Source organism: Candidatus Planktophila lacus, from assembly GCF_002288385.1.
GTDB lineage: Bacteria > Actinomycetota > Actinomycetes > Nanopelagicales > Nanopelagicaceae > Planktophila > Planktophila lacus_D.
The window spans coordinates 1-13,100 of record NZ_CP016783.1; the positions used below are offsets into that span (position 1 = coordinate 1).

The window sequence follows — 13,100 nt, forward strand, 5'->3', positions numbered from 1 at the left end:
AACGGTAGAGGTGTGGATAGAGTCGGGTCAAACTGGATCCTGGGTTGAGGGTTGTGGATAACCGCTTGCTTTTCTTAGGAAAGAGCCTTACTTTTCACCTCTGTCCACAGGCATCCGTCAAAGTGGCTCTAAATGAAGGCTAAAGCCCTACTTTAGACCACAGCCTGTGGATAACATTGTGGATAGTCCAAGGGGGCAATTATGGCAGTAGTTGAGATCGAACTCGCCGACCTCTGGGACCGGGTTATCGAGCATGTCTCACTCGGAGAGCCACAACACCGCGCCTTTCTAACAATGACTAAGCCTCTCGGGTTAATCCAGAGCGATGGTGGAATCACAAACCTACTTGTCGCAGCCCCAAATGTTTTTGCAAAAGATGTTCTCGAGTCCCGACTTCGCGTTGTTGTAAATGAAGTCCTTACTCGCGAGCTCGGCGATAAAACAAATATTGCAGTGATGGTCGATGAATCACTTGAACTCGCAGATCACCCAGCGCCGGCGGTTGTTATTGAAGCTGCGCCATCACGTCCTGGCACCGGCCGCGACAACACCGAAACTGGCACTCGTAAAAACGATGAGCCTTCGCAATTAAATCCTCGTTATATTTTTGAAACTTTTGTTATTGGTGCATCAAACCGTTTTGCTCACGCCGCTGCTGTTGCAGTAGCAGAAGCTCCAGCGAAGGCTTACAACCCGTTGTTTATCTACGGGGAATCCGGTCTTGGAAAAACCCACTTGTTGCACGCTATTGGCGCTTATGCGAAAGAGCTTTATGGCAGCGTGCGAGTTCGCTACGTTTCATCTGAAGAATTTACCAACGACTTTATTAACTCTATTCGCGACGATAAGGCATCAGCTTTCCAGCGCCGTTACCGCGACTTAGATGTTCTACTTGTCGACGATATTCAATTCTTGGAAAATAAAGAACGTACCCAAGAAGAGTTCTTCCATACTTTTAATACGCTTTATAACGCCAATAAACAAATAGTTATCTCATCTGATCGCCCGCCAAAACAATTAACAACTTTGGAAGATCGTCTGCGTTCACGTTTTGAGTGGGGTTTGATTACAGATATCCAGCCACCTGAACTAGAAACCCGTATTGCTATTCTGCGCAAGAAAGCTGCGCAAGATAAATTAAATGCACCGGATGATGTTCTTGAATACATCGCAAGTAAAATTTCTACAAATATTCGCGAGCTAGAGGGCGCACTTATTCGCGTTACCGCTTTTGCAAGCCTCAACCGTCAGGGCGTTGATTTAGGTTTAGCGGAGATCGTTCTTAAAGATTTGATTCCAAGTGGCGCAGGTCCAGAAATCACGGCGCCGACAATCATGGCCCAGACCGCCGCTTACTTCAGTTTGACGATCGACGACCTTTGCGGAACTTCACGTTCTCGGGTTTTGGTAAATGCGCGCCAGATCGCGATGTATTTGTGCCGCGAGTTAACTGAGCTTTCACTACCTAAAATCGGCCAGACATTTGGCGGCCGCGATCACACAACTGTTATGCACGCCGACCGAAAGATCCGCCAACTGATGGCTGAACGCCGGTCTATCTATAACCAAGTAACCGAGCTAACCAACCGGATCAAATCTCAAAATAGGGGTTAGGTGGTTTGTCCGATTTCTTACGCTTTGGGGTGCTTACCCCCAACTGTGGAGAAATTGTGGATAACTGTGGATTTCAACGGGAAATCTGTGGTTAAAGCCGAGTTAAAGAAGTTTCGTTTTTAGGAAAAGGGAGTTTGCGATGAGAGAAGCGCTCAATACACACAGAAAAGCTGGGTTTGTCCACAACTTTCCAACAGGTAAAAACGCCTCTAAGCAGGACTTTTCGTCGTTATCCACAGATATCCACGGTGGTTACTACTACTACCTATATATACAAGAAACCCGCCCCCAAGCGAACCCCACAGCTTTTAGATCTTTAAAAACCCAACTAACTAAAAACCTACCTGCTGTGCAAGACTTTCAACTAAAGAAAAAGAGGGTTACGGCGTGAAATTCACTGTAGATCAAGGCGCGCTCACAGATGGCGTCAACTGGGTATCCCGGAGCCTTTCAACCCGCCCAATTAAAACCGAGCTTCTTGGAATCGTTATCGACGCCACTGGCGATGAGGTAATTCTCTCCGGTTCCGATTTAGAAACATCAAGTAAATCTTTCTTTAAAGCAGATATCGCACAACCCGGAAAAGTATTGGTTCCCGGAAAGTTACTCGCGGAAATCTCTCGCTCCCTTCCAAATAAACCAATCACAATCACCTTAGATGGTTCTCGTGTTCTTGTTACTTCAGGTTCAGCAAAGTTCACGCTGCCAACCCTTTCAATCTCTGAATACCCAAACTTGCCTGAACTTCCAGAAACAACCGGAGTTGTTGCAAGTGATGTTTTCGCAACCGCAGTTGCACAAGTTGCAATTGCAGCAGGGCGTGATGATTCACTACCAACACTCACCGGTGTTCATATCGAAATCAACGAAGAGACTGTCACGCTAGCTGCAACAGATCGCTACCGTTTAGCAGTCCGCGAATTTAACTGGCAACCAACTTCACCCGGAGTCTCAACAACATCACTGTTGCGCGGTCGCACAATTGCAGACGCCGCTAAATCTTTAACTGGTTCAAAGAACGTTTCACTATCTTTCGCACCGGCAACTAGCAACGATCGCCTAGCTGGTTTCTCAGGCGAAGGTAAGTCGATGACATCGCGCATGTTAGATGGAACATTTCCCCCATACCGCCACCTATTACCACAAGAGATAACAACCACTGCAATCGTTGAAGTTGCACCTTTCTTAGATTCAGTTCGCCGCGTTGCACTCGTTACCGATAAAACAGTTCCACTTCGCCTCGAGTTTGCAAACAACTCTGTCTCCCTCGAAGCTGGCGCCGGTGAAGAAGCGCAAGCAACCGAAGCAATTGAAATTCTATTAAATGGCGAAGCGATCTCAATCGCCTTCAACCCAGTCTTTTTAGCGGATGGCCTGCAAGCCGTCGGAACTTCATTTGTACAAATTTCATTCACTGGTTCAAATAAACCAGCGATCCTCATGGGCAAATCAGAGCGCGATGGCAAGGTAATCGAAAACTATCGCTACCTCTTGATGCCGATGCGCTACGCCTCTTAAGGCCACTTAAGTGCGCGTTAAAAAATTAGCGCTGACTAATTTCCGCTCATATAAATCTCTCGAGCTTGAGCTAGCTCCTGGGCCAACCACCTTTATCGGCAATAACGGCTCCGGCAAAACAAATATCGCTGAAAGTTTGATCTACCTTGCATACCTTTCTTCACACCGCGTTTCTCAAAACCTTCCACTTCTACACCTCGGCACCAATCAAGCAATCATTCGTGCTGAGATCGAGCGGGATGATCGCACCCTGCAGGTAGACCTAGAGATAAATGCCAGTAAAGCTAACCGCGCGCGGTTAAATCAAAACCCAACTAAATCGCAACGCGAAATTCTGGGCGCCCTGCAGGTTATTTACTTCTCACCTGAAGATTTAGATCTAGTGCGTGGTGAACCAACCCACCGCCGTGATTTTCTAGACAAACTTTTAATTATGCGCAGCCCTCGTCTTGCGGGAGTTATCTCTGATTACGACCGCGTTGTTAAACAACGCAACACCTTGCTAAAAACTCGCGCTCCCGAAAATGCGCTGGCGCCTTGGACAGAACAGTTAATCACTTTAGGTGCTCAATTAAGCGCTGAAAGAATTGCCTTGGTTGAAGAGTTAAGCCCATATGTAACCGCAAACTACGCCAATTTAAATGAAGTAAAACTTGCGTCAATTGCTTATAAATCAGCAACTGATGGCTTAACCACAAATACCGATGAAAACATCCAAACCTTAACCGCGCGCCAACTAGAAGTAGCCCGCCAAGAAACCGAACGCGGGGCTTCACTAATTGGCCCGCACCGTGATGACCTGCACCTACAGCTCGGCGATTTTCCAGCAAAAGGTTATGCCAGCCACGGCGAATCCTGGTCGATGGCTATTTCACTTCGCATTGGATCTTTTAACTTACTGAAATCTGAGGGCGCAGAACCAATTTTAATCCTCGACGATATCTTCGCCGAATTAGATACCGCTCGCCGTGCACAGTTAACTTCAGTTACAAAAATGGCTGAGCAAACAATTATTACCGCCGCAGTTGAAAGTGATCTGCCCCCAGAGTTATTATCAAGTAAGTACTACGTATCTCCAGGTGCAGTAAGTAAAGAAAGGGCGACCGATGTCTAAACGCGACCTTGCCCTGGATTTATTTCGTAGCTACAAAACCGGATTTATAAAGAAAACAAAAGTTGTTGAAGAGCGCACCTCAAAACCCGGCGACCCAACTCTTATCAATGAAGTAATTGAAGATTTAATAACGCAGCGCGATTGGCATTTAGGTATCGCCGAAGGAACGCTCTTCTCAAATTGGAAATCAATTGTTGGCGACGAGATCGCATCTCACACAACACCGCTCTCACTTCTTGAAGGCGCACTACTTGTGCAATGTTCATCAACTGCATGGGCAACACAATTAACTGCTGTTGGTTTAGATCTTCTGCACTCGGTTCAAAAAAGCGCTCCTGATGCCGGCGTGGAATCTTTAAATTTCATCGGGCCACAAGCGCCTTCCTGGAAGCGCGGACTTCGGACCATCAAAAACGAACGCGGCCCGCGCGACACCTACGGCTAGAAAAAACCCCCACCCACTAGGAACCCTCACCCCTGCGCGGAAAACGGCGCATTACCCACACCTAAGGCTTATTGTGGCTAGCGCCTTTTCTTTTTACCGATAGGATTAGAGCGCTTAGTTAAGGAATTCCCCTTCTAGGTGCCTTTTAAGACCAGAACCTGATTTTGTGAGGAGCCTTTAGTGTCCGAGAAGTCCGGCGGTTACGACGCCAGCTCGATCACCGTCCTTGAGGGCCTCGATGCTGTCCGCAAACGCCCCGGCATGTATATCGGCTCAACTGGCGAACGCGGCCTCCACCACCTGGTCTACGAAGTCGTAGATAACTCGGTAGATGAAGCTCTCGCAGGTTATTGCGATGAAATCAATGTGACTTTGATGCCTGATGGCTCACTGCAATGTATCGACAACGGTCGCGGTATCCCAGTTGATATCCACCCAGTTGAAAAGAAGCCAGCGCTCGAAGTTGTTCTTACAGTTTTACACGCCGGCGGAAAATTCGGCGATGGTGGTTACTCAGTCTCTGGCGGTCTACACGGTGTAGGTATTTCTGTAGTTAACGCGCTTTCTACCGATCTTTCAGTTGATGTACAACGCGATGGTTTCTTCTGGTCGCAAAGTTACAAACTTGGTGTTCCAACCGCGCCAGTTAAAAAAGGCGAAGCATCAACCAAAACCGGTACAACAGTTCAATTCTGGCCATCTACCGAAATCTTTGAAACTACAGATTTCTCATTTGAAATTTTATCTACCCGTTTCCGTGAAATGGCTTTCCTAAATAAAGGCTTACGTTTAACCCTCACCGATATGCGTCCTGGCCACGTTGACGATAAAGGCGAGCCTTTATATGTAAATTACAAATACGACGGCGGTATTGCAGATTTCGTAAAACACCTCAATTCAACTCGTGGCGAAACCCATAAATCAATCATCTTCTTTAACGCCGAAGATAAGAAAGCAAAACTCTCACTTGAGATCGCTATGCAATGGAACGCCGGATTCTCTGAATCTGTCTACACCTTCGCAAACACTATTCACACCCACGAAGGTGGAACTCACGAAGAAGGTTTCCGTACCGCACTTACATCAGTTGTAAACAAGTTTGGCGAAGAAGCCGGATTCATTCGCAAGAAAGAAGATCGCCTAACTGGCGATGATGTTCGCGAAGGTTTAACTGCAATTGTTTCTATCAAACTTGGCGAGCCACAATTTGAAGGCCAGACAAAAACCAAACTCGGCAACACTGAAGCAAAGTCATTTACCCAAAAGGCTGTAAACGAATTTTTAACCCAATGGTTTGAACAAAACCCACAAGAAGGTAAAGACATTGTTCGCAAGAGCATCGATGCCGCTGCAGCTCGTGTTGCAGCGCGCAAAGCGCGCGATCTATCCCGTAACCGCAAAGGTTTACTCGAAGGCCGTGGCATGCCCGGCAAGCTCGCAGATTGCCAATGGACCGATCCATCAAAGTGTGAGCTCTACATCGTCGAAGGTGACTCAGCGGGTGGTTCCACAAAAGGTGGACGCGATTCGCGTAACCAAGCAGTTCTGCCAATTCGCGGCAAAATTCTTAACGTTGAGAAAGCACGCATCGACCGCGTACTACAAAACAACGAAGTGCAAGCTTTAATTACTGCACTCGGCACTGGCGTTCACGAAGATTTCGATATTGAAAAACTTCGCTATCACAAGATTATTTTGATGGCCGATGCTGACGTCGATGGACAGCACATCCGTACATTGCTTTTAACTTTGTTATTCCGCTTTATGCGCCCACTTATTGAAAAAGGCTTTGTTTACTTGGCGCAACCACCACTTTATAAAATTAAATGGGGCGGTAAAGATCCGATTGAATACGCATTCTCTGATCGCGAACGTGATGGCATGATCAAGATCGGTCTTGATGCCGGAAAGCGTTTACCAAAAGATGACGGTATCCAACGCTTTAAAGGCCTTGGCGAAATGCCAGCGAAAGAACTTTGGGATACAACAATGGATCCCGAACACCGCGTGCTAATTCAAGTAACTCTTGAAGATGCATCTGCAGCTGATGATCTCTTCTCCGTTCTTATGGGTGAAGATGTAGAACAACGCCGCGCATTTATTCAACGTAACGCTAAAGATGTTAGATTTTTGGATATCTAAATGGCTGACGATAAAAAACCTAAAGATGTAACTCCAGTCGATCGCACTGGCATGGTTAACCCTGGTGATGATTTCGATCGTATTGAAACCGTTGATCTACAAGTCGAAATGGCGCGTTCGTACCTCGACTATGCAATGTCAGTCATTGTTGGCCGTGCTTTGCCAGATGTGCGAGATGGATTAAAGCCTGTTCACCGCCGCGTTTTATATGCGATGTACGACGCTGGTTATCGACCAGATAAGGGTTACTACAAATCTTCACGTATCGTCGGTGATGTCATGGGTAATTACCACCCACACGGTGACACCGCGATCTATGACACCGTTGTTCGCTTAGCCCAGCACTGGTCACTTCGTTATCCATTAGTAGATGGCAACGGAAACTTTGGTTCTCCCGGCAACGATCCAGCTGCAGCAATGCGTTATACCGAAGCCCGCCTGTCTCCTATCGCGATGGAGATGATGCGCGATATCGATGAAGACACCGTTAACTTCTCACCAAACTACGACGGCCGTTCACAAGAACCAGATGTTCTACCAAGTCGTTTTCCAAACCTGCTTGTAAACGGTTCTGCCGGTATCGCAGTTGGTATGGCGACAAATATTCCGCCCCACAACTTACGTGAAATCACCGAAGGCGTTATCTACGCTCTTAAAAATCCCGATATCAAACCTGAAGAGTTATTAACCGAACTTCTAAAAATTGTTAAAGGCCCAGATTTCCCAACCAAGGCTTTAATTGTTGGACGCACTGGCATCGAAGAGGCTTACCGCACAGGCCGTGGTTCAATCACGATGCGCGCAGTTGTGCAGGTTGAAGAAATCAATAAGCGCACCTGTCTTGTAGTTTCCGAACTTCCTTACCAAGTTAACCCAGATAACTTAGCCCTTAAGATCGCCGAACTTGTTAAAGATGGCAAGATCAAAGGCATCGCCGATGTGCGCGATGAAGGCAACGAGCGTCTTGGCCAACGTCTAGTAATTGTTCTTCAATCTTCTGCAATTCCTAAAGTTATTTTAAATAACCTTTATAAACAGACTCAATTACAAGATACCTTCGGCGCAAATATGTTGGCACTTGTCGACGGCGTGCCACGCACCCTGCGTTTAGATGAATTCATCAAGTTCTACATCGAACACCAAGTAGAAGTAATCATCCGACGTACTAAATATCGTTTGGCCGAAAAAGAAAAACGCGCCCACATCTTGCAGGGCTACCTCAAAGCACTCGATGCTCTTGATGCGGTTATCGCTTTAATCCGTGCATCTACCACCCCTGAAGAAGCGCGCACCGGTTTGATGAAATTACTTGATGTCGATGAAGTGCAAGCAAATGCAATTCTCGATATGCAACTTCGCCGCATCGCAGCGTTGGAACGCCAGAAGATCAACGACGAATACAACGGGCTTATGACCGATATTGTCGAGTTAAACGAGATCTTGGCCAGCGAAGCAAAGCAGCGCCAGATAATCATTTCAGAGCTCACTGAACTCACTGCAAAATATGGCGATGAACGTCGCACCCAAATTGTTGCTAGCGAAGGTGATTTCTCGGCTGAAGATTTAATTCCAGATCAAGATGCGGTCGTCACAATTACTCGTGGTGGCTATGCCAAACGTACCAACGCAGATCTTTATAAATCACAACGTCGCGGTGGCCGCGGCGTAAAAGGTGCAGCGCTAAAACAAGACGACGTTGTCGACCACTTCTTTGTTGCCAGCACACACGACTGGTTATTGTTCTTTACCAACCAAGGTCGCGTCTACCGCGCCAAAGTGCACGAACTCCCAGATGCAGGTCGCGATGCGCGCGGACAACATGTTGCTAACTTGATGGCCTTTAAGCCAGATGAGTTAATTGCACAAGTCTTGTCATTTAAGGATTACACCGCATCCCCTTATCTAGTCCTTGCAACTAAAACTGGTTTGGTTAAAAAGACTCCACTTACCGAATACGACTCACCTCGTACCGGCGGACTCATTGCAATCTCACTAAAACCTGGTGATGAAGTTGTATCTGCAGCGCTTGTCAATAAAGGCGATGAATTGTTATTAGTTTCTAAGAAAGCGATGTCACTTCGCTTTGCCGCAGATGACGAATCCCTTCGCCCAATGGGTCGCTCAACAAGTGGTGTTATCGGAATGAAGTTCCGTGCCGATGATGAACTTCTAACAATGGCGCGCATCGATTCACAAACAGCAACAGCATTTGTATTTACTGCAACCGACGGTGGTTACGGAAAGAAAACCCCACTCGATGAATATCGTTTACAAGGTCGCGGCGGTATCGGCATTAAAGCTGCCAAGATCGACGAAAATTCACGTGGCTCACTCGTTAGCGCACTAGTTCTTGCTGATACCGATGAAATCTTGGCGATCACATCTGCAGGAACCGTTATGCGCACACCAGCTGCTGAAGTCCGCCAAACCGGCCGCGACTCAATGGGTGTTCGCTTGGTAAACCTCGATGAAGGCGTTGCACTGGTCTCTGTTACACAGAACCAGGAAGATGAGATTTCGGGCAAATAACGCTAGTCTTGCCCACCTGCGCTAAGGCGCGTTTTGGTCTCTTGAAGAAGTTCAAGTAACCTAGCGCTTCTGCATTAAAGAGAGATCTTTCTTGCGGGCCCATAGCTCAGCCTGGTTAGAGCGCTTCCCTGATAAGGAAGAGGTCGGTGGTTCAAGTCCACCTGGGCCCACCCGTTCTAACACGGGGACCTAGCTCAATTGGTAGAGCACCGCCTTTGCAAGGCGGGGGTTAGGGGTTCGATTCCCCTGGTCTCCACAAATTTTTAATTTCGGAACCAGTAAAACTGGTCTCCACACAGTTCTTATTTAATGTAATTCATCCACTTAAACGATTGGCTACATATATGTCATCAACAGCAACTCTTCACACAACACTCGGCGACATCGTTATCGAGCTCTACCCAAACCATGCACCAAAGACAGTTGCAAACTTTGTTGAACTAGCAACTGGTGCAAAAGAGTGGACCGATCCACGCGATGGCAAGAAGACAACTGCAAAGTTATACGACGGAACAATTTTCCACCGCGTCATTTCAGGTTTCATGATTCAAGGTGGAGATCCACTAGGAAAAGGTTTCGGCGGACCTGGTTACCAATTCGCTGACGAATTCCACGGCGAACTTCAATTCGATGCGCCATACATTCTTGCAATGGCTAACTCAGGCCCAGGAACAAATGGTTCACAGTTCTTTATCACTGTTGCACCAACAACTTGGTTGAACCGCAAGCACACCATCTTCGGAGCAGTTAAAGACGCTGCTTCTCAGGCTGTTGTAGACAAGATCGGTTCAACACCAACAGGTGCACAAGATGTTCCTGTTACACCAGTTGTAATCAATAGCGTCACAATCGCTTAACTTTTAAATATGTACCAAATGAAGCGTTCTGCAACGCTCTCATTAATTACAGTAATTTCAGGTGCGTACTTATTAAATCTGGTCTATCCAGAGTTTTACGATTACACAGCGCTCTTCAGGCCATTTGTAGATTCAGGTGAATACTGGCGACTCTTTACTGTCGCTCTCGTTCACGGCGGACTCACACATCTATTTTTTAATATGTTCTCACTTCTAGTTTTAGGAAATCCCATCGAAGCTGCTCTCGGCAAAGCGCGCTTTCTTGTAATTTTCCTTATCTCACTCTTAACCGGTTCCCTCGCTTCGATCTATCTGACAACCGAGCTTTACGTTTCTGTCGGCGCATCAGGTGCAATCTTTGGTTTATTCGGCGCCTTCATCGCACTTCGCAAGCGGATCAACGACGGCGTACGCGATATCTATGTAATCGTCGGACTTAACTTCGTATTCGGCTTCATCCTGGGCGGCGTCGACTGGCGCGCCCACCTTGGAGGCCTTGTTGGGGGCTACCTAACCACCGCGGTATTGCTTCGAATTACACGCGTGTAATTCCTCCACACTGTGCACAAACCCTGTGGATAAGTTCGTTCGAGCAATTGCCCTCGTTTATACCCGTGAAAGGGATTTCGAAGTGCAAGGACTGTAAAAGGCTTTTCCCCAGTCCTTAGCGAGAAATCCCTTAAACGTTTTTAACGTTACGCAACAACACCTGAGCTACATCCAAAACCTCAACATCGCTTTGTCGCGCAACCATCCCATCGCCAACCATCACGCGACAGAACGGACATGCAACTGCAACTTCATCAACACCGGTTGAGATTGCTTCATCAACGCGACTTAAGTTAATCCGCGTTCCGATCTTCTCTTCCATCCACATACGTCCACCGCCACCACCGCAGCAGAATGAACGCTCCTGGTTACGTGGCATCTCAGTGATGTCGCAACCGGAAGCTTCAAGCAGTTCGCGTGGTGGTGCATAGATCTGATTGTGACGACCCAAGTAACAAGGATCGTGATAGGTAAGTTTCTGTTCGCTCTTATGTGGACTTGGCTTTAGACGCTTCTCTTTAATCAAAGTGTTAAGTAATTGAGTGTGGTGGATCATCTCAAGTTCAAAACCACTCTGGGCGTAGTCACGACCGATAGTTGTAAAGCAGTGAGGACAAGTAACAACAACTTTCTTCTTACCCTTTGGACGCCCTGCAAATACTTCATTAAATGTTTCGATGTTTTCGCGGGAAAGTATTTGGTACAAGAATTCATTTCCAGAGCGGCGTGCTGGGTCTCCTGTACACGTCTCGCGCTTGCCGAGAACTGCGAAGGTAACACCCGCCATATGGAGTAGCTCTGCAACAGCCTTAGTTGTTTTCTTCGCGCGTTCTTCATAAGCACCCGCGCAACCGACCCAGAATAAATATTCAACTTCATCTGGCAACACACCTTCAACTACACGGACAGGGAAATCACACTCTGCGATCCAGCCTTCGCGATCTTGTTTATTTGCACCCCATGGGTTGCCGGCCTTTTCAAGATTTCGGAATGTGCCACCGAGTTCTGATGGAAATTCTGATTCAACTAATACTTGGAACCGGCGCATATTTACGATGTGATCAACGTGTTCGATATCAACCGGACATTCATTTACGCAGGCACCACACATAGTGCAAGACCAGAGAACATCAAGTGAAATAGGGCTGTCCTCACCAACTAGCGCTTCAGTTTCAACTACCTTAGCAAATGCGTGATCGCGCATCGCCATAATCAATAGCTTTGGCGAAAGCGGCTTATCTGTATGCCAAGCAGGACATTGCGATTGGCAACGTCCACACTCGGTACACGAAGTCATATCGAGCAGACCCTTCCAAGAAATATCTGCGCGATTTCCTAAACCAAAGACATCATCTTCGGCAGGATCTTCAAAGTTAACCGGCTTACCGTGTGACAACATTTCAGGAAGTGCGCCAAGTGAATTGCTGCCATCGCTATTGCGCTTGTAGAAAATGTTGAAGAAGGCAAGGAAGCGGTGCCAGGCAATACCCATTGTCAGGTTGCTTGCAATAACAATGAACCACGCCATCGAAATTACAATCTTTGCTGTCGCCACCCAAACGATTGCAGTTTCAATAGATGCAACACTCAAACCTTTAAAGGCGAGAACTGCTGGCCAAGAAATTGCATAATGCCAGTTCCAGTTTCCTTCACCAGCAAGTGCGCCTTCGAGTCCACGCAGCGCAATTACACAGAAAACAATTGCAAGGATTGTTGCCTCAACGTAATATGCCTTACCCATACCCGAACGAGCAAAACGGTTAAGCATGCGAAAACGGGTAACTTGGCGAATTCCAATTAAGGTAACAATTCCAACGCCAGTTGCCATCGCGATAAATTCAGCGAAGAGTTCGTAAACAACCCAATGCCCAATAAACGGCAATGCAAACTCCGGATTGATAACTTGCCCATACGCGGTAACCAAAGTTCCAAACAACGCACCGAAACCGATCATGACAAACCAGTGTGCAATTCCAGTTGCAGTGAATTTGAGCATCTTGGTGTGGCCCAAAACTTCCTTCAACATATTCTTAAAGCGCGCGCCCTGATCATTGCTGCGCGTTGGATCAGCTTGGCCCTTGCGGTAAATCCCAATCAACTGGCGCACCCGAACCGTCAGCAAAACCAGAGCGACAACGGTGATCGTGTACGAAAGTGTGGCTAGGGCGATACGCATAACGCGAGGTTACCGAGCGGGGCGGGAATAAGTAGGCAGGCCGAGGAGTTATACGGGGTGCCCCAACCTTGAGTCGCACCTACTCAACCTTTTGAGTAAGATGGACTCAGGTTAGAGCAGCCTCAACCCCAGATCGGGCTTGAGATGAGCTAAGAA

General features: G+C 47.3%; 9 protein-coding genes and 2 tRNA genes. 10 read left to right on the forward strand and 1 reads right to left on the reverse strand.

All coding sequences use genetic code 11. The features are described from left to right. Positions 1–201: 201 nt before the first annotated feature. The 10 genes from dnaA to A1sIIB60_RS00055 all read left to right on the forward strand — a co-directional run bounded on the left by dnaA (position 202) and on the right by A1sIIB60_RS00055 (position 10,768). The gene (gene dnaA / locus A1sIIB60_RS00005; protein WP_095688704.1) at positions 202–1,614 is read left to right on the forward strand and encodes a chromosomal replication initiator protein DnaA; all 1,413 of its coding nucleotides are present in this window, start codon (positions 202–204) and stop codon (positions 1,612–1,614) included. 387 nt (positions 1,615–2,001) lie between these two features. Then, positions 2,002–3,132: a DNA polymerase III subunit beta gene (gene dnaN, locus A1sIIB60_RS00015; protein WP_095688706.1), complete on the forward strand. Its 1,131-nt coding sequence runs from the start codon at positions 2,002–2,004 to the stop codon at positions 3,130–3,132. Between the two features lie 10 nt (positions 3,133–3,142). Then, positions 3,143–4,246 (forward strand): DNA replication/repair protein RecF, encoded by a 1,104-nt coding sequence (gene recF / locus A1sIIB60_RS00020; protein ID WP_095688707.1) that lies wholly within the window; start codon positions 3,143–3,145, stop codon positions 4,244–4,246. Then, positions 4,239–4,691, forward strand: coding sequence for a DciA family protein (locus A1sIIB60_RS00025; RefSeq protein ID WP_095676893.1), 453 nt, complete (start codon positions 4,239–4,241; stop codon positions 4,689–4,691). Before recF ends, A1sIIB60_RS00025 begins: the two co-directional genes overlap by 8 nt. Positions 4,692–4,871: 180 nt before the next feature. Next, on the forward strand, positions 4,872–6,833 hold the full coding sequence (gene gyrB, locus A1sIIB60_RS00030) for a DNA topoisomerase (ATP-hydrolyzing) subunit B (RefSeq protein ID WP_095688708.1): 1,962 nt from the start codon (positions 4,872–4,874) through the stop codon (positions 6,831–6,833). Continuing rightward, positions 6,834–9,362, forward strand: coding sequence for a DNA gyrase subunit A (gene gyrA, locus A1sIIB60_RS00035; RefSeq protein WP_095688709.1), 2,529 nt, complete (start codon positions 6,834–6,836; stop codon positions 9,360–9,362). A 95-nt stretch (positions 9,363–9,457) separates the two neighbouring features. After that, positions 9,458–9,532: transfer RNA gene (locus A1sIIB60_RS00040), tRNA-Ile, on the forward strand. A gap of 13 nt (positions 9,533–9,545) precedes the next feature. Then, positions 9,546–9,618, forward strand: a tRNA-Ala gene (locus A1sIIB60_RS00045). A gap of 88 nt (positions 9,619–9,706) precedes the next feature. Further along, entirely contained in the window at positions 9,707–10,219 is a 513-nt protein-coding gene (locus tag A1sIIB60_RS00050) for a peptidylprolyl isomerase (RefSeq protein WP_095688710.1), read from the forward strand. Between the two features lie 9 nt (positions 10,220–10,228). After that, positions 10,229–10,768 (forward strand): rhomboid family intramembrane serine protease, encoded by a 540-nt coding sequence (locus tag A1sIIB60_RS00055; RefSeq protein ID WP_223298685.1) that lies wholly within the window; start codon positions 10,229–10,231, stop codon positions 10,766–10,768. 130 nt (positions 10,769–10,898) lie between these two features. Here the strand turns inward: A1sIIB60_RS00055 and A1sIIB60_RS00060 are convergent, their stop codons facing one another. Next, a complete protein-coding gene (locus tag A1sIIB60_RS00060; RefSeq protein ID WP_095688712.1) occupies positions 10,899–12,944 on the reverse strand; it encodes a (Fe-S)-binding protein in 2,046 nt (681 codons plus the stop codon). Positions 12,945–13,100 lie beyond the last annotated feature (156 nt).

What these genes read in the sequence shown, in the direction of transcription:
- dnaA (WP_095688704.1), top strand. Translation starts at nt 202, where the DNA reads ATGGCAGTAGTTGAGATCGAACTCGCCGACCTCTGGGACCGGGTTATC.
- A1sIIB60_RS00025 (WP_095676893.1), top strand. Translation starts at nt 4,239, where the DNA reads ATGTCTAAACGCGACCTTGCCCTGGATTTATTTCGTAGCTACAAAACC.
- gyrA (WP_095688709.1), top strand. Translation starts at nt 6,834, where the DNA reads ATGGCTGACGATAAAAAACCTAAAGATGTAACTCCAGTCGATCGCACT.
- A1sIIB60_RS00050 (WP_095688710.1), top strand. Translation starts at nt 9,707, where the DNA reads ATGTCATCAACAGCAACTCTTCACACAACACTCGGCGACATCGTTATC.
- A1sIIB60_RS00055 (WP_223298685.1), top strand. Translation starts at nt 10,229, where the DNA reads ATGTACCAAATGAAGCGTTCTGCAACGCTCTCATTAATTACAGTAATT.
- A1sIIB60_RS00060 (WP_095688712.1), bottom strand. Translation starts at nt 12,944, where the DNA reads ATGCGTATCGCCCTAGCCACACTTTCGTACACGATCACCGTTGTCGCT.